General features: G+C 56.9%; 17 protein-coding genes. 10 read left to right on the top strand and 7 right to left on the bottom strand.

Annotated features, from left to right (window positions below; genetic code table 11):
* Positions 1–6 precede the first annotated feature (6 nt).
* Genes F3J38_RS06600 through F3J38_RS06590 form a run of 3 tightly spaced genes read left to right on the top strand, consistent with a single transcriptional unit; the run spans position 7 to position 3,080 of the window.
* On the top strand, positions 7–852 hold the full coding sequence (locus tag F3J38_RS06600) for a polysaccharide deacetylase family protein (RefSeq protein WP_167136207.1): 846 nt from the start codon (positions 7–9) through the stop codon (positions 850–852).
* Positions 845–1,732, top strand: a complete 888-nt coding sequence (locus tag F3J38_RS06595; RefSeq protein WP_167136205.1) for a polysaccharide deacetylase family protein — start codon at positions 845–847, stop codon at positions 1,730–1,732. Before F3J38_RS06600 ends, F3J38_RS06595 begins: the two co-directional genes overlap by 8 nt.
* A complete protein-coding gene (locus F3J38_RS06590; protein ID WP_167136203.1) occupies positions 1,716–3,080 on the top strand; it encodes an MmgE/PrpD family protein in 1,365 nt (454 codons plus the stop codon). Before F3J38_RS06595 ends, F3J38_RS06590 begins: the two co-directional genes overlap by 17 nt.
* Positions 3,081–3,145: 65 nt before the next feature.
* On the opposite strand, the gene F3J38_RS06585 is transcribed toward F3J38_RS06590, so the two are convergent.
* The gene (locus tag F3J38_RS06585) at positions 3,146–4,231 is read right to left on the bottom strand and encodes an iron-containing alcohol dehydrogenase family protein (RefSeq protein WP_167136202.1); all 1,086 of its coding nucleotides are present in this window, start codon (positions 4,229–4,231) and stop codon (positions 3,146–3,148) included.
* On the bottom strand, positions 4,228–5,187 hold the full coding sequence (gene speB / locus F3J38_RS06580; protein ID WP_167137094.1) for an agmatinase: 960 nt from the start codon (positions 5,185–5,187) through the stop codon (positions 4,228–4,230). Before speB ends, F3J38_RS06585 begins: the two co-directional genes overlap by 4 nt.
* 124 nt (positions 5,188–5,311) lie before the next feature.
* On the opposite strand from speB, the gene F3J38_RS06575 reads away from it, so the two are divergent.
* The 3 genes from F3J38_RS06575 (at position 5,312) to ybiB (ending at position 9,481) form a co-directional block, all read left to right on the top strand.
* Positions 5,312–6,208: a LysR family transcriptional regulator gene (locus tag F3J38_RS06575; protein WP_167136200.1), complete on the top strand. Its 897-nt coding sequence runs from the start codon at positions 5,312–5,314 to the stop codon at positions 6,206–6,208.
* Between the two features lie 54 nt (positions 6,209–6,262).
* The gene (gene dinG, locus F3J38_RS06570; protein WP_167137091.1) at positions 6,263–8,440 is read left to right on the top strand and encodes an ATP-dependent DNA helicase DinG; all 2,178 of its coding nucleotides are present in this window, start codon (positions 6,263–6,265) and stop codon (positions 8,438–8,440) included.
* Positions 8,441–8,512: 72 nt separating this feature from the next.
* Positions 8,513–9,481 carry a DNA-binding protein YbiB gene (ybiB, locus tag F3J38_RS06565; protein ID WP_167136198.1) on the top strand — a complete coding sequence of 323 codons (969 nt, stop codon included), beginning with the start codon at positions 8,513–8,515 and terminating at the stop codon, positions 9,479–9,481.
* Here the strand turns inward: ybiB and F3J38_RS06560 are convergent.
* The 3 genes from F3J38_RS06560 to hutH all read right to left on the bottom strand — a co-directional run bounded on the left by F3J38_RS06560 (position 9,478) and on the right by hutH (position 14,201).
* Positions 9,478–10,641, bottom strand: a complete 1,164-nt coding sequence (locus tag F3J38_RS06560) for a M20 aminoacylase family protein (protein WP_167136196.1) — start codon at positions 10,639–10,641, stop codon at positions 9,478–9,480. The two genes, ybiB and F3J38_RS06560, sit on opposite strands and share 4 nt — an antisense overlap.
* Positions 10,642–10,951: 310 nt before the next feature.
* Positions 10,952–12,637 (bottom strand): urocanate hydratase, encoded by a 1,686-nt coding sequence (gene hutU / locus F3J38_RS06555; RefSeq protein WP_167137088.1) that lies wholly within the window; start codon positions 12,635–12,637, stop codon positions 10,952–10,954.
* Positions 12,638–12,647: 10 nt separating this feature from the next.
* Entirely contained in the window at positions 12,648–14,201 is a 1,554-nt protein-coding gene (hutH, locus tag F3J38_RS06550) for a histidine ammonia-lyase (RefSeq protein ID WP_167136194.1), read from the bottom strand.
* Positions 14,202–14,520: 319 nt separating this feature from the next.
* On the opposite strand from hutH, the gene hutC reads away from it, so the two are divergent.
* Positions 14,521–15,276 (top strand): histidine utilization transcriptional repressor HutC, encoded by a 756-nt coding sequence (gene hutC, locus F3J38_RS06545; RefSeq protein ID WP_167136192.1) that lies wholly within the window; start codon positions 14,521–14,523, stop codon positions 15,274–15,276.
* Here the strand turns inward: hutC and F3J38_RS06540 are convergent.
* Positions 15,260–15,799: a HutD/Ves family protein gene (locus F3J38_RS06540; RefSeq protein WP_167136190.1), complete on the bottom strand. Its 540-nt coding sequence runs from the start codon at positions 15,797–15,799 to the stop codon at positions 15,260–15,262. The genes hutC and F3J38_RS06540 overlap by 17 nt on opposite strands.
* Positions 15,796–17,151 carry a formimidoylglutamate deiminase gene (locus tag F3J38_RS06535; RefSeq protein ID WP_167136188.1) on the bottom strand — a complete coding sequence of 452 codons (1,356 nt, stop codon included), beginning with the start codon at positions 17,149–17,151 and terminating at the stop codon, positions 15,796–15,798. Before F3J38_RS06535 ends, F3J38_RS06540 begins: the two co-directional genes overlap by 4 nt.
* A gap of 85 nt (positions 17,152–17,236) precedes the next feature.
* Here F3J38_RS06535 and hutI point away from each other — a divergent pair, with 85 nt between their 5' ends.
* From hutI to F3J38_RS06520, 3 genes are all read left to right on the top strand, one after another.
* A complete protein-coding gene (hutI, locus tag F3J38_RS06530; protein WP_167136186.1) occupies positions 17,237–18,454 on the top strand; it encodes an imidazolonepropionase in 1,218 nt (405 codons plus the stop codon).
* Positions 18,451–19,242 carry an N-formylglutamate deformylase gene (hutG, locus tag F3J38_RS06525; protein ID WP_167136184.1) on the top strand — a complete coding sequence of 264 codons (792 nt, stop codon included), beginning with the start codon at positions 18,451–18,453 and terminating at the stop codon, positions 19,240–19,242. Before hutI ends, hutG begins: the two co-directional genes overlap by 4 nt.
* Before the next feature lie 438 nt (positions 19,243–19,680).
* Positions 19,681–20,532, top strand: a complete 852-nt coding sequence (locus F3J38_RS06520) for a transporter substrate-binding domain-containing protein (protein ID WP_167136182.1) — start codon at positions 19,681–19,683, stop codon at positions 20,530–20,532.
* The last annotated feature ends 11 nt before the right edge of the window (positions 20,533–20,543 follow it).

Here is a 20,543-nt window from a genome sequence, read left to right as displayed (position 1 = left end):
AAGCAGATGCAACAACCGGGCGCAGTACGCTGGCCGCAGGGTAAACGCGGCTGTATGGCGCTGGCGTTTGACCTTGACGGTCCCACCGGCGATGCCATGTTGAATGGCAGCCTGTGGTCAACGCCAGAGTATTTTACCTTTGGGGCCTATGGCCCGTACCGCGCGCTCGGGCGTCTGCTCGATCTGCTGCGCGCATTTAAATTGCCCGCCACTTTTTTTGTTCCAGCATGGGTGGTGGAGCAGTGGCCGCAGCAGTGTCAGACGATTATCGAACAGGGCCACGAAGTGGCCTATCACGGCTACCGTCATGAATCCTTCTGGGCGATCTCACCGGCAGAACAACGTGCGGTGATGGCGAAATCGGCCGAGATCTTTAAACAGCATCTGGGTATTACCGCCTGTGGATTCCGCACGCCGTCGGGTGACTGGCATGCCGAGACGCCGCAAATTCTGCGAGAAGCGGGCGTAATTTACTCCAGCAGCATGCGCGGTGACGATCGTCCCTACGCAATGCCAGTCGCAGGTCATACTCCGTTGGTCGAGATCCCCGGCAAGTGGGAAATGGACGACTACGCCTCGCTGGCTTACACCCGCCAGCCTGACTTCCCTAAAGGGGGCGATCGTATCGCCAGCTATGCGCAGACGCGTGATAACTGGCAGCGCGAGTTTGACGGCGCAATGGATGAAGGCTTGTGCCTCACCACGTTGTTCCATCCGAAAATTTCTGGCCAGCCGGGACGTATCCTGCTGCTGGAACAGTTGTTTGAACATATGACCGCCCGTGATGACGTGTGGTTTGCCCGCTGTGATGCGGTGGCGCAGTGGTTTTTGCAGGAGCAACAGTATGACTGAATCTTCCCGCTGGCCGCTGGGCTTCCAGTCAGCCGCACTCCTCACCATTGATTTCAACGATATTCACGGTATTTTGACCCAGGCCCCCGCTGTGGCCGGACGGGATAAAACGCTGTCCGTCTGGCGTTACGGCACGCTGCGCGGGGTCGATCGTTTATTGACGTTGCTGGCAGAAAAGCAGTTAAAAGCGAGCTGGTGCATCCCGGCGATTGTCGCTGAGGAACAACCCGAACTGATTGCCCGCATCGTCAGCGAGGGGCATGAAATCGCCTGCAGTGGCGACCGCCATGAAGATTTTTCGGTGCTCTCACTGGAACAGCAGATAGCCAGCGTTACACGCGGCTGTGACAAGCTGGCGCAGTTGACCGGCCAGCCCATTCAGGGATTCCGCACACCCGCAGGACAGTGGAAAACCGGTCTGGCAGAAGCGCTGGTGGAAAAAGGGATTCGCTGGTCATCCAGTTGGCGTGGCGACGATTTACCGTACTTTCATCCGGGCACACGCTTAGTCGAACTGCCCATGCATTATACGCTGGAAGACGAACCCTATTTTGCCTTCAACCTCAGCCCTGCGATTCCGCCGGGTCAATCGCGGATTGCACCTTACGCAGAGACGTTGGCCAACATGACGCAGGATTTCCAAGGGTTCCACCGTTTTGGCCTGTGTTATCTGCTGCGCCTGCATCCGGAAATCATCGGCACCGCCGGGCGCATTGGATTGCTGCGCGAACTGATCGAGACGTTACAACAGCACAACGTATGGATCGCCACCGGGGAACAGATTGCCGCACATTGGCAATCACAGCCGGACAACGATTTCTCCCATCCGGCCGAAGTCTTTACTCGCATTATTGGAGGTGCGCATGGCCTCAACGCTTGAACAACTGGCGGCGTTCATTGCCGATACCGATTTTGAACAGTTGCCACCGTCGCTGGTGGAGCAGGCAAAACGTCATTTGCTGGATACCTTCGGCGCGTCACTGGCGGGCACGGACAGCGCTATCTGGCGCGACTGCCTGGCCTTGGTGAGCGAAGAGGGCGGCAGAGCATTGGTCAGTGTGTGGGGCGGCGAGCAGCAGGTTTCACCACGGCAGGCGGCATGGCTCAATGGTGTGGCGGCGCACATGTATGAGTTGGATGATACCGGGGGTTGTGATCACTCTGGCGCGGTGGTGATCCCGGCGCTATTGGCCGCACTGCCGTTGGCTTCGCATCCTGTTGATGGTCGGGCGCTGATCGCCGCGATGATTGTGGGCTACGATGTGGGGCGTCGGGTGCTGGAAGCCTGCGGTGGCTATTCAGCGCACAACGGCGCGGGTTGGCACTCCACCGCCAGTTGCGGTGTGTTTGGTGCGGCGGCTGCGGTGTGTAACTTGTTGCAACTAGAACCTGAGAAGTGTGCCTCTGCGTTGGGTATTGCGGCCAGCTTCAGTGGGGGTTTGTGGGGCTTTATTCACGACGGTTCGCATACCAAAAAATTGCATGCGGCCCGTGCGGCAGAAGGTGGAGTACAGGCGGCGCTGTTGGCACAGCGAGGCATTAATGGCCCGTCGGCGGTGTTTGAAGCCAAGTGGGGCGGCTTCCTGCAAACGCTGGCACCAGAGACGCAGCAGCCGGACGCCTTGACGGCCGATCTCGGCAGCGTGTGGAAATTAGCGCGTTGCTCAATCAAACCCTATGCCGCCTGTCGTGGCACCCATTCAGCAATAGATGCACTGGGCATCTTGTTGTCACAGCATCCGGTCAACGTTGAGAATATCGAACGTATTGTTGTGGGGCTGAATCCGTTCCTGCTGGAGATGTGTGGTGGACGCGAGTTGCACAGCCTGGCAAGTGCGCAGATGAGCCTGCCGTACGCGCTGGCCGCGCGAGCGCTCTACGGTTCCGCCGAACTGGCAAGTTACGACGATGCAAAACGGCTGCATCCGCAGATTGATGCCTTGATGGCGCGAATTGTGTTAGTGATTGATGAGCAGCAAAGCCGCGACGATGAGCCATGGGTGCGTATAGAAACTCAGCAAGGCGAGCAGTGGCAGCAGCATGTCGCTGTGCCATCGGGTGCTCCGGCGAATCCGCTCAGTCTTGACGCTCTACTGGCAAAATATCGGAGCCTGGCAGGACGGGTATTGCCACTGGAGCAGGTTGCGCAGTTAGAAGCGATTTGCCTGGAGCTGGAAGAGGTGGCAGATGTGCGGGAAGTGGTTTCATTGTTACAACCCACTGCCTGACAACCCGGTCGCTATGTCTGTCTTGCCAGGCCACTGGCAAGACAGTATCTACAAATTACTGATAACTAAACCCGCTCTACCAACTTCTCAATCCGCTGCATTGCGGCCAAAAGACGCGCTTCGGTCACCGTTTCCGCCATATTTTCCATATCGGGTGCATGCACCGATTCACGTACCACTAACGCCAGTTCTGCATCATCCAACTGAGCAATCTCACGCAGCGTCAGGGGAACACCGCAGTCGCGCGCCAGACGCATTTCATCCAACACTTCTTCGTCACTGCGATCTTCCAGCGCCAGCAAGCACAGGTTGCCAAAACCCACCAACAGGCCGTGGCCGAATTCACGTGTCTTATCACAGAAGGTGAAACCTTCATAAATCGCATGGGATGCTGCGGCATGTGCGCCGTTGCTCATCAGCGAAGTCAAACCAGCCCAAGTGAAGATGGCATCCAGCACCTGATCCAGTGAGGTGCTGCTCTCACCACGCAACACGGCGGCATAAGCGGCTGGGCCGTGCTCGGCAATCACGTCATAGCAAATCTGGCTGTGAGCCAGTGAAGACAAAGCATTGCCTTCGCGTGCCGGGTGACGCGTACTGACCGCGCGGAATTCGTACCATTTGGCCAGGGTGTCACCCAGCCCGGCGGCAAGCCAGCGGGCCGGGGCTTTAGCCAACAGCTCGCTGTCGATGACTACCGCTGCAGGAGCTTGCGGCAGCGGGAAAATGTCAAAAAAGTTGCCGTTATCATCGTAGCGAATACTCAATGGCGTCACCGCCGAACAGGTGGCGGCGATAGTTGGAATCGTCACAAACGGCAAACCCAGCTGGGCACCGACCGCTTTTACCGTATCCAGCGATTTGCCGCCGCCGACACCAATGATCACTTCAGCTTGCAGTTCAGTGGCGATGGCCGCCAGACGGTTGATCTGGTTGATCGAGGTTTCGCCGCCAAACCACTCCTGTGCCAGCAGCGTGACATTGGCGGCCAGCAACTGTGCATGCACTTGTGCTTCCACGGCTTGCAGCGCCTGGTGCCCGCCGATCAGTAAGGCGCGTTTGCCCAGCCCAGCGCAAATTTCGCCAAGCTGGTTGATTACGCCCGCACCGCGCAACACGCGCGCCGGAAACACTAAATTCTGTTGTGTCATTGCTTGTTCTCTGAGTAACGGACGCCGGGCAACACGCACAGCATCTCATAAAGGATATTGGCCGCCAGCTGCGAAGTCATGCCGCTGATATCATAGGGCGGCGATACTTCGACCAGGTCACCGCCGATCACATTGAGTCCGCGACAGCCGCGCACGATCTCCAACCCTTGCATTGAGGTCAATCCGCCCACTTCTGGCGTACCGGTACCGGGTGCCCATGCAGGATCGAAACTGTCAATGTCATAGCTGAGATAAACCGGGCCAGTGCCCATGCGGGCGCGTACCTCGGCCATTAGCGGTGCCATTGAGCGATACCAGCACTGCTCGGCAGGCACCAAATGGAAGCCTTGATCGACACCCCATTGAAAATCACCGGCTGCATAGCCCTGTGCTCGCTGACCAATCTGTACCACACGCTGACAGTCGAGCAGGCCTTCTTCCACCGCTCGGCGGAATGTGGTGCCGTGGGCAATCTTTTCACCGAACATCTCATCATTGGTATCGGTGTGCGCATCAATGTGGATCAAGCCCACCGGCCCATGTTTTTTCGCCAGGGCGCGCAAAATCGGCAGTGTCAGGGTGTGATCGCCACCGAGCGTTAACGGGATAATCGGCCAATTGTTCAGCTCGGTATAATAGTTTTCGATGATATCGACCGACTTCAGCAGGCTGTAGGTGTTGATCGGTACATCGCCGAGATCACCAACGCGCAACGAATCAAAAGGGGCTGCGCCGGTTGCCATGTTATACGGACGAATCATCACCGAATCGGCGCGAATCGCGCGTGGACCATATCGTGTACCGCTGCGTTGCGATGTTCCGATATCCAGCGGAATACCAACAAAGGCGACATCAAGACCGGCGGGTGATTCGGCCGCCGGCAAACGCATCATGGTGCCGCGTCCGGCGAAGCGTGGCATGTCATTGCCGCCCTGCGGCTGAGGAAAATCGGTCATCATGAACTCCTTCGGCTGAGTGAGCCTCATCATGGCCTGATGGGGGCGCGGGAAAAATCCTTGACAGCAAATAATCACTTCATAGATTGGTTAACTTTAGTCAGTAATCACTGAAGGAAATGCAGTGCAAACGCTCCCCAATCTCAAACTGCTGCAGGTGTTTGCCAGCGTGGTGGAAAACCAAGGCTATTCTCGTGCACAGCAGGCGCTAAACATGACGACACCGGCTATCAGCGCTTACATGAGCGAGCTGGAGACGCAGCTCGGTTTCATCCTGTGCCAGCGTGGGCGTGGCGGGTTTACCTTAACCACCAAAGGCGAGCAGTTTCATCGTTACAGTCAGGAGATGTTGGCAACGCTGGCTGGTTGGCAGGAGCAAGTGGAAACGCTAAAGAGTGCCCAGGGCGGGACCTTTTCGCTGGGCGTAGTGGATGCCACGGTGACGGACAGCACGCTGGATTTACCGGCGGCGATTGCACGTTTTAACCAACGTTTTCCGGCAGTGTTTTTCAATCTCAGTGTGCGCGACCCCAACGAGTTACAACAGCAACTACTGGAGGATCGGCTCGATCTCGCCATTGGCCACTTCCCGCTGCGTGCCAGCAATTTAGTGACGATTCCGCTCTACGAGGAGCAGCACTGGCTTTACTGCAGCCCGGCGCATCCGTTGGCGCAGGGAGAGCCGGATGTGCGAACGGTGCAGCAAACCGGCATGGTGACCCGGCGCTACTGGAACCAGCAGGAGCTTAACAAGCGCGGATTTCGCCAAAGCAATGCCTCGGTCGAGAGCATTGAGGCGCAGTTGACGCTAATCCTCTCTGGGCGGTTTATCGGCTATCTGCCCGAGCACTATGCGCACAGTTGGGAGCAGCAGGGCATGCTGTGTCGTTTGTTACCGCAGCATTTCCATTTCCGCGCGCCTTTTTCCTTTGCCTTCCGCCGTGGGCGCGCGCGCGAAACGCTGATCCGCGCGATGCGTGAAATTCTGAATCCAGCGCGAAAAAATAGCAGTGAAGGCTGACGCTACGACGATACTGTGTAAAAATACAGGCCAATTCAGCAAACAGTAATGAACATGGCCCTGACAGCAGCGATAAAAAGCCAGATTGCGCAATGGTATAAGGCGCTGCAGCAGCAGGTTCCTGACTTTATCCCGCGCGCGCCCCAGCGCCAGATGATCGCCGAAGTGGCGAAAAGTCTGGCTGGAGATGAAGGCCGCCATCTGGCGATTGAAGCCCCGACCGGCGTGGGTAAAACCTTGTCGTATCTGATCCCCGGCATTGCGGTGAGTCGCGCCGAGGAGAAACGTTTAGTGATCAGCACCGCCAACGTGGCGTTGCAGGATCAAATCTTCAGCAAAGACCTGCCGCTGTTGAAAAAAATCATTCCTGACCTGACGTTCACCGCGGCTTTCGGTCGCGGTCGGTACGTCTGTCCGCGCAATCTCGCGGCCCTGGCGGCAACTGAAGATCAGCAAGGCGATCTGTTGCTCTATCTCGATGAAGAGGCGGTAACCGGTTCGAAAGAAGAGCAGAAGTTCTGCGCCAAGCTGGAAAAAGATTTCAGCCGTTATAAGTGGGATGGTCTGCGCGACCACACCGATGTCACCATTCAGGATCACCTGTGGCAACGCCTGTCCACCGATAAAGCCAATTGCCTCGGCCATCACTGCCGCTGGTATCGCGAATGTCCCTTCTTTGTCGCGCGACGTGAGATTGAACAGGCGGATGTGGTGGTGGCGAACCATGCTTTGGTGATGGCGGCGATGGAGAATGAATCTGTGTTGCCGCCTGCTAAACACCTGATGCTGGTGCTCGATGAAGGCCATCATCTGCCGGAAGTGGCGCGTGATGCGCTAGAGATGAGCGCCGAAATCACCCCCGGCTGGAGTAGCTTGCAGCTCGATCTGTTCGTGCGGCTGGTGGAAACCATCATGGCGCAGTTCCGTCCAAAATCGCCGCCACCACTTACCAACCCTGAACGGCTCAAGGGCCATTGCGATGAGATGCGTGAGCTGTTGCAGATCCTGTGCGATGCGCTGAATCCGCTATTGCCCTCCAACAACCAGCCCGGCGAGTTTCGCTTTGTGCTCGGCGAGTTGCCGGAGGAATTGATGTCGATGTGCGCGCGGCTGTTTAAGTTGAGCGACGCCCTGCGCGGCTTAAGCGAGGGGTTACTCAATGAGCTGGGCGATCAAACCGGCAAAGCCGATATTATGCGTCTGCACAGGGCGATTATTCAGCTTAATCGCCACTTCGGCTGGTTCGAGTCAATCAGCAAACTGTGGCGTCTGGCGGCCATGGAGAAAGCCTCCAATGCGCCTGTTTCAAAATGGATCACCCGTGAGATTCGTGATGGTCAGGCGCACTTGCTGTTTCACTGTGCAGGCATCCGTGTCAGCGATCAGCTGGAAAAGCTGCTGTGGCGTAAAATCCCGCATGTGGTGGTGACATCCGCCACGCTGCGCTCGCTCAACAGTTTCAACCGTTTACAGGAAATGTCAGGTCTGAGCGAGAAGGCGGGCGATCGCTTTGTGGCGCTGGATTCACCATTTAATCACATCGATCAAGGCAAGCTGGTTATCCCGCAAATGCGTTATGAGCCGCTGATGGCCAATGAAGCAGAGCATATCGCGGAGATGGCGCGCTTCTTCCTGCACCAGATGGCGGAAGAAAAGCACAAAGGGGTGTTGGTGCTGTTTGCCAGTGGGCGTGCGATGCAGCAATTTGTCAGTCACCTCACCTCACTGCGCTTATCGATGCTGGTGCAGGGTGACCAGCCGCGCTCGCGTCTGGTGGAGCTGCACCGCCAGCGGGTGGTAGCAGGCCAAACCAGTATTTTAGTGGGGCTACAATCCTTTGCGGAAGGGTTGGATTTGAAAGGGGATCTGCTGTCGCAGGTGCATATCCATAAAATTGCTTTTCCCCCGGTGGACAGTCCGGTAATTTTGACCGAAGGGGAGTGGCTGAAGAGCCTCAAACGCTACCCATTCGAGGTGCAGAGTTTGCCGAGTGCCTCCTTTACGCTGATTCAGCAGGTTGGCCGATTGATTCGCAGCCACAGCTGCTTTGGCGAGATCGTGATTTACGATCGACGCCTGTTGAACAAAGCGTACGGCAGCCGACTGTTGGCCGCCTTGCCGGTATTTCCGATTGAACAACCGGTGGTGCCCGCAGCCAGTAAAAAATCAGATGTTAAAGCCGATGTTAAAGCAGCGTTAAAACCAGCGAAGCGTAAAAGTAAGAAATCTTAGGTGTGCTCAGGTGCACATCAATGACCTTTTGGCAGCCGGATATCGGCGCGCCCTGGAAGCGGGAATGCCCTGATGGAACTGAATAAAATTATCAAAGAGATTGGGCGCGGTAAAAACCACGCGCGCGATATCGATTTCGACACCGCCTTCGCGCTCTACAGCGCTATGCTGGCGGGTGAGGTGCCTGAGCTGGAGTTGGGTGGCGTGCTGATTGCGCTGCGTATTAAAGGTGAAGGTGAAGAGGAGATGCGCGGCTTTTACCAGGCTATGCAGCAGCAGATGATGCAGTTGCAGCCGCCTGCCCATGGCCCCATGCCCATCGTTATCCCTAGCTACAATGGGGCTCGCCGTCAGGGAAATCTCACACCGTTGCTCGCCTTATTACTAACCAAACTCGGTTTTCCGGTGTTGTTGCACGGCGTCAGTGATGATCCTACCCGCATCACAACGGAAGCGGTGCTGGCCGCGCTGGGTATCGCCCCGGTCATGAACGCGGAACAGGCGCAGGCGAAACTGGATAACGGTGATCTGGCCTTTATCACTATCGACCATCTTTGTGCGCCGATGGCAAAACAGCTGTCGCTGCGCTGGCGCATGGGTGTGCGTAACAGTGCGCATACGCTGGCGAAGCTGGCGACGCCGTTTGCCGAACGCGCTGCACTGCGGCTGGCGAGTGTGTCGCATCCCGAGTATGTGCCGCGCGTGGGTAAATTCTTCCAGGACATTGATGCGCCCGCCATTCTGTTGAACGGCACCGAAGGGGAAGTTTATGCCAATCCACAGCGCTGCCCGACGATCAACTACATTGCTGGTGCGAACGCGGAAGCTGAAATGTGGGTTGAGCGCCAACCAGAGGTCAGCGTAGAACTGCCGGAAAGTAAAAATGCCCAAGATACTGCCGACTGGATCCAACAGGTGCTGGCCGGTGAACGTGCTGTACCTCAAGCCCTGCGCTTGCAGTTGGCCTGTTGCTTAGTGGCAACGGGTGAATCTGCAAGCCTGGACGAGGCCGAAACGCGACTGCAGCAGGCCGGGATTTAGCGGCAGGATTTAACCAATACACTTTCCACCAACTGCTGCCAGAAGGTGATGCCAATGGGCAGTAGGTCGTCGTTAAAATCGTAATGGGCATTATGCAGCGGGGCAGAGGGCTCCGCGCCATCCGCACCCAGCCAGAAATAAGCCCCAGGGCAATCTTCGAGCATACAGGCGAAATCTTCAGACGCCATGGAGGGATTGACCTGCCAGTGCACCTGCGACTCGCCTAACACGCGGTTGGCGACGTCGCGCACCTGCTCAGCCGGGGCAGCATGGTTGGCGGTCACGGGATAGCCGGGATACCAGTGAATTTCACCGCTGACGCCAAACGGGCGTGGCAGCGTGGTGACAAAATCTTCAATCAGACCGCGTACGCGATTACGTACGTCAGTCTGTAGACATCGCACTGTGCCACGTAACACAATCTGTTCTGGAATCACGTTTATCGCTTCGCCGCCGTGGATCTGCGTCACGCTCACCACCGCCGATGCCAGCGGGGACAGGCGACGTGAAGGGATGGTTTGCAGCGCCAGAATCAGTTCCGCCGCGACCACCATGGGATCCGCGCCGCTCTCTGGCATCGCTGCATGACAGCTTTTGCCGTTCAGGGTGATCTCAAATGAATCGAGCGAGGCCATCATCGCCCCAGGGTTAACCGCCAGCGAACCCACCGGTAAACCCGGCCAGTTGTGCATCGCATACACGGCATCCATCGGGAAGCGCGTAAACAAGCCTTCTTCCACCATTTTGCGAGCCCCGCCTAAATTTTCTTCCGCGGGCTGGAACAGGAAGTGCACCGTCCCTTGGAAATTACGCGTCGCGGCCAGTTGGCAGGCCGCAGCCAGCAAAATCGCCGTATGCCCGTCATGACCGCAAGCGTGCATGACGCCAGGCTGGGTTGATTTCCACTGCGGCGTGCCTTTCTCGGTAATCGGCAGGGCATCCATATCGGCACGTAAGCCAATGACGGGGCCTGGGCCGTTCTCCAGCGTGCCGATCACCCCTGTACCTGCGAGTCCGCGAAACACCTGTAATCCTGCTTCGGTCAGCACTTTCGCCACCAGGTCGCTGGTGTGCTGTTCGTGATAACCCAATTCAGGATGTTGGTGTAACTGACGACGCCAGTTCAGGGCGTTTTCCAGCAGTACGGCAGGCAGGCTCATAAAGTAAGGCTCTCCATCAGCAGCATGGGCTGCGATTTCTCTGACACGCTAAGTGATGTGTCCACTGTAGTGGTAAGCGCAGGGCGGCGTCTATCGTGGAACGGAATAATTTGGCTATAGACTATAGCGGAATGGAATATACAGCGGATTCACAGCGTGTGGCTAAACGTAGCGACGCGATTTTTCGTGCATCTGGCAGCGACTGCATCGCTTCAATCAGCGCGGAAAATCGCGCCGCTACGCATCAGAACTGAATGCAGCTCGGCATGAATGTTGCCCTGTGACGGGCAACATTCATGAGGAGGTAAGGTTACTTCTGCATCGGCAGATTCAAGCCATGCTCTTTCGCACAGCTCTGTGCCAGTTCATAGCCGGCATCCGCATGACGCATCACACCGGTTGCCGGATCGTTCCACAGCACACGGCCCAGACGCGCATCCGCCTCCGCAGTACCGTCGCAGACAATCACCACGCCAGAATGCTGAGAGAAGCCCATGCCGACGCCGCCGCCGTGATGCAGGCTGACCCATGTCGCACCGCCTGCGGTGTTCAGCAAGGCGTTAAGCAGTGGCCAGTCAGAGACGGCATCTGAGCCATCTTTCATCGCTTCGGTTTCACGGTTAGGTGAGGCAACAGAACCGCAGTCCAAGTGGTCACGGCCGATCACGATAGGCGCTTTTAGCTCGCCATTACGCACCATTTCATTGAATGCCAGCGCCGCTTTATGTCGTTCGCCCAGCCCCAGCCAGCAGATACGCGCCGGTAAGCCTTGGAAGGCGATACGCTCCTGCGCCATATCCAGCCAACGATGCAGATTCTTGTGGTCCGGGAAGAGCTCTTTCAGCTTGGCATCGGTTTTGTAGATGTCTTCCGGATCACCTGACAGCGCCACCCAGCGGAACGGTCCTTTGCCTTCGCAGAACAGTGGACGAATATAAGCAGGAACGAAGCCTGGGAAATCAAAGGCATTCTTCACCCCTTCGTCCAGCGCCACCTGACGGATGTTGTTACCGTAATCCACGGTCGGCACGCCCATATGATGGAAGTCGAGCATCGCCTGGACATGTACCGCCATGGAGGCGCGCGCGGCTTTTTCGACGCCTTTCGGGTTGCTGACGCGCTCAGACTGCCAGCGTTCGACATCCCAACCCACTGGCAGATAGCCGTTGATTGGATCGTGAGCGGAAGTCTGGTCGGTGACGATATCGGGTTTCATGCCACCCGCTTTGGCACGCTTCACCAGTTCCGGCACGATTTCTGCGGCATTACCCAACAGACCCACTGAAATGGCCTGCTTGGCTTTGGTGGCTTTATCAATCAGCTCCAGCGCTTCGTCTAAGGTATAGGCTTTGTGGTCCACGTAACGGGTGCGCAGACGGAAATCGATGCGCGATTCCTGGCACTCGATCGCCAGCACGCACGCACCGGCCAACACGCCTGCCAGCGGTTGGGCACCGCCCATGCCACCCAAACCGGCAGTGAGGATCCAGCGGCCACTCAGGTCGCTGTCATAATGCTGGCGGCCCGCTTCGGCGAAGGTTTCAAACGTACCTTGCACGATGCCCTGTGCGCCGATGTAGATCCATGAACCGGCGGTCATCTGGCCATACATCATCAGGCCGGCTTTATCCAGTTCGTGGAAATGATCCCAGGTGGCCCAATGGGGCACCAGGTTGGAGTTGGCCAGCAACACGCGCGGTGCATCTGCATGGGTACGGAACACACCCACAGGTTTACCAGACTGGATCAACAGGGTTTCTTCCGGCTGCAAGGCACGCAGGGAACGCAGAATCTGCTCGAAGCACTCCCAGTTACGCGCTGCCTTACCAATGCCGCCGTACACCACCAGATCCTCTGGGCGCTCGGCTACATCAGGATCGAGGTTGTTCTGGATCATGCGGTAAGCCGCTTCAATCAACCAGTTCGCGCAGTGCAGTTCATTACCGCGCGGCGCACGGATTTCACGGGCTACAGCCTGAGACAAAGTTTCGCTCATCATCGGTTCCTTAATGGGTAGTTGAACGCTGGCTTGGCAGCAGCGCAGTCAAAGATTCAGGCCAGGCATGGCTGCTGGCCCACAGACGCATGGATTCGATATCCGGCGCCATTAAACGGTCTTGATCGAGGAAGGCTACGTTTTCACGAATACGGCTCAGTTCCTGCTCCAGTGCTGAGGAACTCTGCAGCGGGCGATGGAAATCAATGCCTTGCGCTGCGGCCATCGCTTCAATGCCCACCACGGCGGCGGTGTTAAAGCACATGTCACCGAGGCGGCGTGCGGCATAGGTTGCCATTGATACATGATCCTCTTGGTTGGCAGAGGTCGGCAGGCTGTCAACGCTGCCGGGATGTGCCAGTGATTTGTTTTCCGAGGCCAGTGCCGCAGCAGTGACTTGCGCGATCATAAAGCCAGAGTTCACGCCGCCGTCACGGACCAGGAACGGGGGCAAACCAGAGAGGCCGGTATCCAGCAGCAGCGCCATACGGCGTTCTGAGATGGCACCGATTTCGGCGATCGCCAGCGCGATGATATCGGCGGCAAAGGCGACAGGTTCAGCATGGAAGTTGCCGCCAGAAATCACATCGCCGCTGTCGCTGAAGACTAATGGGTTATCAGAGGCCGCGTTGGCTTCGATTTGCAGTACGCGTGCCGCATGGCTGAGGTTGTCTAAACACGCGCCCATCACCTGCGGAACGCAGCGAATCGAGTAGGGATCCTGCACGCGACCACAATTCGTATGTGAGCTGAGGATTTCACTGCCTTCCAGTAAGGAAGAAACGGCAGCGGCCACCGCGATTTGCCCGTGCTGACCGCGCGCCTGATGAATACGTGCATCGAAAGGTTTTACCGAGCCTTTGATCGCTTCCAGTGACAGCGCACCGGCCATCAGGCCTGCGGCGAAGAGATTCTCAGCTTCAAACAGGCCACGCAGTGCCAGCGCGTTGGAAACCTGGGTGCCATTCAGCAGTGCCAGACCCTCTTTCGGTCCCAGCACAATCGGCTGCAGGCCGACGCGCGCCAGCCCTTCGGTGGCGGGAATCAGTTCTCCGTCGACGCGTACCTGGCCTTCACCCAGCAACATCAATGACAGATGGGCCAGCGGGGCTAAATCGCCGGATGCACCAACCGAACCTTTTTCCGGGATGCACGGCATCACACCGGCATTAAACAGCGCCAGCAGGGCTTCGATTAACTGGATACGTACGCCGGAGTGGCCGCGTGCCAGGCTGATAATTTTGGTGGCGACCACTAAGCGCGTGACGTTATCGGGCAGTAAGTTGCCCAATCCCACGCTGTGTGACAGCACCAGGTTCCGTTGCAGTTCCGCCAGGCGTTCTGCGGGGATCTGCGTCTGCGCCAGTTTGCCAAAACCGGTATTAATGCCATACACCACTTTGCCCGATGCCACGATGGCATCAACGGTTTCATTCGCGCGGTCGATGGCTGCACGGGCGTCATCTGCCAATGTGAGCGTCACCTTGCTTTGATAAATGGTCCGCAAGGTGGCGAGGTCCACTTCACCGGGAACAAGGCGAATTTCCTGAACCGAACCTGACATAGTCTACTCCTGTCTATACAAGTGATCTGGTGCTGCCCGGTAGCCTTCATTTCGCGATGAGCTTACCTGGACGACCATGGAATGTTGTGAGTGAAGCATAAGTGTCTAATCTTGTCTATACAAGTAGCAAGCGCTATGCCAGATTGATCTGATTCTGTGAAATGCGCCGCAATGCGCTTTAGCAGGCGAAGCGTGTAACGCATTGCACCGAAACAGGGAGAAATCTGCACTGTTGGCGTGCTGTCTGCACAATCGGATGTATATACATTTACGTGCTGAGACAGTAAACTTTGGTCATTACTCGGAAAAGGAACAGGACATGGCGGAGCAAACGGCAGTAGCACAGCTAGCCGCAGCGATGGGCGATGAGCCAGCACCGATTTATCAGCGGGTGAAACAGGCGATCATCAGCCAGATCCGTGAGGGCCACTGGAAAGCTAACCAGCGCGTGCCATCTGAGAGTGAACTGGTAAATGAGCTGGGCGTCAGCCGTATGACCATTAACCGAGCACTGCGTGAACTCACCAGCGAAGGTTTCCTGGTGCGTATGCAGGGGGTAGGCACCTTTGTTGCTGAGATGAAGGGCTACACCGCAATGCTCGAAGTGCACAACATTGCTGATGAAATTGCTCAGCGTGGTCATCGTCACAGTTGCAAAGTTTTGTCTATTGGGCAGATGAAAGCCGACCCGGAACAGGCGGCGGTGCTGGGACTATCCACGGGACAAACGCTGTATCATTCACTGATTGTACACTACGAAAACGACATGCCGGTTCAGCTGGAAGATCGTCTGGTGAACCCGTTGGTGGCACCGGATTATCTCAGCCAGGATTATCACCAGCTTACACCTTACACGTACCTGATGCGTGTCGCGCCATTGACGGCCGGTGAGCATATTGTCGAAGCGGTACTGCCCGATCTGCGCCAGCGTAAGCATCTGGCGCTTGATGAACACGAACCTTGCTTGTTAATTCGCCGTCAGACCTGGAGCGATAACAAGATTGTGACTTACGCGCGTCTGCTTTATCCTGGCTCGCGCTATAAGCTACTGGGGCGCTTTAGAGGACACGGCTAAGCGTCACAAACAGCAGGCTGGCTTCGGCGGAAACCGGAGCCAACTGCGTATTTTCATCCAGCCACCACATGCCCTGATTCACCGCCAATGTTTCTCCGTTTGCAGTTTGCCACTCCCCCGCCAAAACCCATGCCACGCCATGATGACTGACGGCAGTCTGCAGTACCACTTCCACCCGAGCTTGCCAGCTGTCTCGGCGCGTCATGATATTGAAGTCCTGACAGCTACCGCTGATCTGCGCATCAATTGCCCATTCGCCGGGAAACGCCCAAGGCTGATGCGGCAACAAACGCTGTTGGCCTTGCTCGCTACTTAGCAGCACGCTGTCACCGTGCAGCAGCGTAATCACCCGGTCGATATCGGGGAAAGGGGAGAAAGGTCCGTCGGCATCAATGGTGGCAATACTGGCCCGCCAGCCGAACTGCGCCTCTCCTGGCGGAAAGCTGACAATCTCACGCGTTTCACCGCCGCCATTGCGCCAGCGACTGACCGGCAGTTCGCTATAGTCAAAGCGTGTTTTCATTGCAGTGCACTCATGGCTTTGGCAAAGCGCGCGGCGGCGGCTTCTTCTGCCGCATGATGGCCTTCGCTAATCACCTGGTTACCCGCGACAAACACATCGCGAATCTGACGTTGCGTGCCGCCAAACAGCCAGCGATTGAGCAGCGAAGCCGAACTTACGCTACTGAGGAAGGCGTCATTTTCCAGCACCAGCCAGTCAGCACGTTTGCCCACGGCCAACTCGCCTGTGGCAATGCCGCAGGCTTGTGCACCGCCTTGTGCGGCCTGCTGCCAGAGCAGATCGCCCACGGAAGGCTGGTTCGGCAACGTGATGCGATTGCGACGACGATCGCGCAGGCGCTGACCATACTCCAGCCAGCGCAACTCTTCTAACGTACTGAGCGATACATGGCTGTCTGAGCCAATGCCCCAACGTCCACCGCGTGCAATATAGTCCACCGCCGGGAAGATGCCATCGCCGAGATTGGCTTCGGTGGTGGGGCAAAGTCCCGCGACGGCACCGCTGGCGGCCATGCGCTGAATCTCATCACTATCCAGATGGGTAGCGTGGATCAGACACCAGCGTTGGTCCACTTCAAAGCGATTGTAAAGCCAGGCCACCGGGCGTTCGCCGCTCCACGCCAGGCTGTCATTGACCTCTTTTTCCTGTTCGGCCACATGAATATGCACCGGCACAGCGGCGTGGCTGGCGGACAGCACTTCACGCATTTGTGCTTCACTCACCGCGCGCAGTGAGTGGAAACAGATGCCATGATTGAGCAGTGGCTGAGCGGCACTCCATTGCGCCACACGTTGCTGCTGATGCAGGTAGGCGTCAGTTTGCTGGATGAAGCGGCGCTGCCCGTCGCTGGCGGGTTGCGAACCAAAACCGCTGTAGCTGTAGAGCACGGGCAGCAGCGTCTGGCCGATGCCTGCGGTTTCGGCTGCGTTGATCAGATTAAGCAGCATCGCATCATCGGCATAATTTTGACCCTGAGGATCGTGGTGCAGATAGTGGAACTCCGCCACCTGGCTGTAGCCACCTTTCAGCATGTCGATATAGAGATGTGTGGCAATGTCACCGACCTGTTCGGGGGATAGGCGTTGCACCATGCGATACATCAGGTCGCGCCAGGTCCAGAAGCTGTCCTGTGGATCGCCCGCCACTTCGGCCAGCCCCGCCATGGCGCGCTGGAAAGCGTGTGAATGCAGGTTAGCGATAGCCGGGATCACCGGTCCCGCAAGGCGCGAGGCGCTGCCGGGGGCGCTGTCAGGCACGAGTTCGGTAATCTGTCCAGATGCATCAGTGGTGATCAAAACGTTTTCATGCCAGCCGTCGGCCAGCAGCGCGCGTGGGGCAAAAAAAGCGGCCATGGTTGATCCTTAATGGCGGAAAGTTGTATATACATATACATACTTTAATGCGCAGTGTAAATCGTCAGACGTGAAGGGGAGTAGGATGGCAGAAGCGAAGCAGATCGACAGCCTGTGGCTGGGGGCCGATATCGTGACGATGCGAGAAGGGCGCTATAACCTGATTGCCGACGGTGCCCTGGCGGTCGATAACGGTGAACTGATTTGGGTTGGACCACGCAGTGAATTGCCAAACTTTACGCCGCGTGAGCAGCATCAGTTTGACGGCGGCATCATCACGCCGGGATTGGTGGATTGCCATACGCATCTGGTGTTTGGCGGTAACCGCAGCCAGGAGTTTGAGCAGCGATTGAACGGTGTTAGCTATGCTGAGATCGCCGCGCAGGGCGGCGGTATTCTCTCGACGGTGCGTGCCACGCGTGCCGCATCACAGCAGGAGTTGGTGGCGAGTGCCCGCTGGCGACTGGAGCGACTGCTGGCTGAAGGGGTCACCACCGTCGAGATCAAATCCGGTTACGGCCTTGATGAGGCCAGTGAACTCACCATGCTGCGTGCCATCCGCGAATTGGCGGAAACGGTCCCCGCCGATGTGCTCGCCACTTGCCTCGCTGCACACGGTTTCCCTCCAGAATTTAAAGAGGATCCACAAGGCTGGATCGATATCATCTGCGATCGCCTATTGCCACAGGTGAAGGCGGAGGGTCTGGCGGATGCCGTGGACGCTTTCTGCGAACACCTGGCTTTTTCCCCTGAGCAGGTCAGCGCGGTGTTTGATAAAGCCAAAGCGTTGGGGATGCCGGTCAAACTGCACGCGGAGCAGCTTTCTGCGCTCGGCGGCGCCACGCTGGCGGCAAAATATGGCGCCTTGTCTGCAGACCACCTTGAATACGCCACCGAAGCTGACGCTGAAGCGATGGCACAGCATGGCACGGTTGCGGTGCTGCTGCCGGGCGCTTTCTATCTGCTGCGCGAGACGCAACGCCCGCCTGTGAATCTATTCCGCAAACACGGTGTGCCGATGGCACTGGCCAGCGATGCCAATCCGGGGACTTCTCCGGCGTTGTCGCTGCGTCTGATGTTGAACATGGGCTGCACGCTGTTTGGGATGACACCGGAAGAAGCGCTGGCTGGCGTGACCTTATGGGGCGCTAAAGCGTTGGGATTACAGCAGTCACACGGTTCGCTGGAGCCGGGTAAAGTGGCGAATTTTGTGCACTGGCCGCTGGCTCGCCCAGCCGAGTTAGTTTACTGGCTGGGCGGCGAACTGCCGTGCCAGGTTATCTATCGTGGAGAAGCGCAATGACACCTTTTCATTTCACCGCCGGTAAGCTGCCGCTGCTGGTCAGCATCCCGCATGCAGGTACCCAACTCACCCCAGAAGTCGACGCTGGATTGAGCGACGCCGCGCGCGGTTTGCCGGATACCGACTGGCATATTCCGTTACTGTATGATTTTGTGCGCGATCTGGGTGCCAGCGTGCTGATTGGTCACTACTCACGTTTTGTGATCGACTTGAATCGCCCGGCAGATAATCAGCCGTTGTATACCACCGCGACGACAGGGCTGTACCCAGAGACGTTATTTGATGGCACGCCGACGTTTGCTGAGGGTAAAACACCGAGTGCTGCTGCCCGTCAGGAATATCTGGATAACATCTGGCAGCCATATCATCAGCAGATTCAGCAAGAACTGGCGCGACTGAAGGCCGAACACGGCTATGCGCTGTTGTTCGACGCTCACTCCATCGCCTCGGTGATTCCACGCTTGTTTGACGGCCAGTTGCCGGATATCAACATTGGCACCAACAGCGGTGAGAGTTGCTCAACCGCGGTGATTGAAGCGATCAAGGACGTCTGCGCGGCGCAAAGCGATTACAGCTGGGTGGTGAACGGGCGTTTCAAAGGCGGTTATATCACGCGTGCCTATGGTCAGCCGCAACAGGGCGTACAGGCCGTGCAGCTGGAACTGGCGCAGCTGAATTATATGGATGAAACCCCGCCGTTTGCCTGGCAGCAGGATCGCGCCGCGCAGTTGCAGAAGGTGTTAAAACCAATGATGCAGGCGTTTTTACAGGCGGGCAAACCACTTTAATTAACCGAGTTGTCTCGTAAGACGCCATGTATTTAAGGGCGAATTTTCATCAGGCTGCCACCTTTAAAAATGTGGCAGCCTTTTTCATTGGGATGAAAATGCGGGTTTAAGCCACATGCCAAATCAATGACGCTTCAACCTCACTCTGTTAATGCATCCCCATGACAGTGCATTCATGCCCTAAGAATGTGCATTGATATGTCCACGGCGTGACCATACCCCCAATTTCCCGCCTTTACCGATCTGGCACAGTGCTTGCTAGGTTGTATGTACAAGTAAAGACCACAAGGCGATTATCACTTTTTATTCTGGCTGGCTCACAAAAAGCTCATGCCGACAATGATCTGCCGCAAGCTAACTTGTATATACATGAAATGTCATCTGCGTTGTATCAGCTAACAGAGACAGCCAATTCGATTAATGACCAGGAGAAGCCGCATGACGCATCGCGCCCCAATTCGCCGTTTTTGCCTCACGACCCTGTTTGCCAGCCTGATGATCAGCGGTGTTGCTGTGCAGGCCAAAGAGTGGAAATCGATCACCATTGCTACTGAAGGTAGCTATGAACCCTGGAACCTGACATTGCCAGGCGGCAAGTTAGGCGGCTTTGAACCTGAGCTGATGGAAGACTTGTGCAAGCGCATGGGTATTCAGTGCAAGTTGGTGGTGCAGAACTGGGATGGCATGATCGCCGGGCTTAACGCCGGCAAATATGATGTGATCATGGATGCGATCGTCATTACGCCAGACCGTAAAAAGGTGGTCAATTTCACCGTGCCTTATGCCTCCACGCCAGCCACCTTCATCACCACCAAAGATAGCCCGCTGCTGCCAGCCGATCACAACATCATCAAACTGCATGACGATGAGAAAGAGATCAACACGGCGATTGCGCCACTGAAAGCGGCGTTAAAAGGCAAAACCATCGGCATCGCGTCCGGCACGGTTTACACGCCCTTCATTGATAAGTACTTCAAAGACGTCGCTGACGCGCGCGAATACACTTCCTCAGCAGATGCGATTCTCGATCTGCAGGCTGGTCGTATTGATGCCGTGTTCGACGATGTGACCTTTGCCCAATCGATGCTGGCGCGTAAAGAGAACAATAACCTGATCTTCAGCGGCCCGCAGTTGGGTGGTCCGATTTGGGGCGAGGGCGAAGCAATGGGCGTGCGTATGGCAGACAACGATCTGAAAGCCAAGCTCGACGAGGCGATCAAAGCTGCACTGGCTGATGGCACCGTGAAAAAGCTGAGTGAGAAGTGGTTTAAAACTGACGTAACCCCGTAAGTGAGGTGAAA

The sequence above is a fragment of the Candidatus Pantoea formicae genome, assembly GCF_011752625.1.
Classification (GTDB): Bacteria; Pseudomonadota; Gammaproteobacteria; order Enterobacterales; family Enterobacteriaceae; genus Pantoea; species Pantoea formicae.
The sequence above is the reverse complement of the archived record's forward strand: the minus strand, read 5'-3'. Positions and strand labels throughout refer to the sequence as shown.

Bases quoted from the DNA above. Each gene is read 5' to 3' on its own strand.
- F3J38_RS06600 (WP_167136207.1), top strand. From the start codon at position 7: ATGCAACAACCGGGCGCAGTACGCTGGCCGCAGGGTAAACGCGGCTGT.
- F3J38_RS06595 (WP_167136205.1), top strand. From the start codon at position 845: ATGACTGAATCTTCCCGCTGGCCGCTGGGCTTCCAGTCAGCCGCACTC.
- F3J38_RS06590 (WP_167136203.1), top strand. From the start codon at position 1,716: ATGGCCTCAACGCTTGAACAACTGGCGGCGTTCATTGCCGATACCGAT.
- F3J38_RS06585 (WP_167136202.1), bottom strand. From the start codon at position 4,231: ATGACACAACAGAATTTAGTGTTTCCGGCGCGCGTGTTGCGCGGTGCG.
- speB (WP_167137094.1), bottom strand. From the start codon at position 5,187: ATGACCGATTTTCCTCAGCCGCAGGGCGGCAATGACATGCCACGCTTC.
- dinG (WP_167137091.1), top strand. From the start codon at position 6,263: ATGGCCCTGACAGCAGCGATAAAAAGCCAGATTGCGCAATGGTATAAG.
- ybiB (WP_167136198.1), top strand. From the start codon at position 8,513: ATGGAACTGAATAAAATTATCAAAGAGATTGGGCGCGGTAAAAACCAC.
- F3J38_RS06560 (WP_167136196.1), bottom strand. From the start codon at position 10,641: ATGAGCCTGCCTGCCGTACTGCTGGAAAACGCCCTGAACTGGCGTCGT.
- hutU (WP_167137088.1), bottom strand. From the start codon at position 12,637: ATGAGCGAAACTTTGTCTCAGGCTGTAGCCCGTGAAATCCGTGCGCCG.
- hutH (WP_167136194.1), bottom strand. From the start codon at position 14,201: ATGTCAGGTTCGGTTCAGGAAATTCGCCTTGTTCCCGGTGAAGTGGAC.
- hutC (WP_167136192.1), top strand. From the start codon at position 14,521: ATGGCGGAGCAAACGGCAGTAGCACAGCTAGCCGCAGCGATGGGCGAT.
- F3J38_RS06540 (WP_167136190.1), bottom strand. From the start codon at position 15,799: ATGAAAACACGCTTTGACTATAGCGAACTGCCGGTCAGTCGCTGGCGC.
- F3J38_RS06535 (WP_167136188.1), bottom strand. From the start codon at position 17,151: ATGGCCGCTTTTTTTGCCCCACGCGCGCTGCTGGCCGACGGCTGGCAT.
- hutI (WP_167136186.1), top strand. From the start codon at position 17,237: ATGGCAGAAGCGAAGCAGATCGACAGCCTGTGGCTGGGGGCCGATATC.
- hutG (WP_167136184.1), top strand. From the start codon at position 18,451: ATGACACCTTTTCATTTCACCGCCGGTAAGCTGCCGCTGCTGGTCAGC.
- F3J38_RS06520 (WP_167136182.1), top strand. From the start codon at position 19,681: ATGACGCATCGCGCCCCAATTCGCCGTTTTTGCCTCACGACCCTGTTT.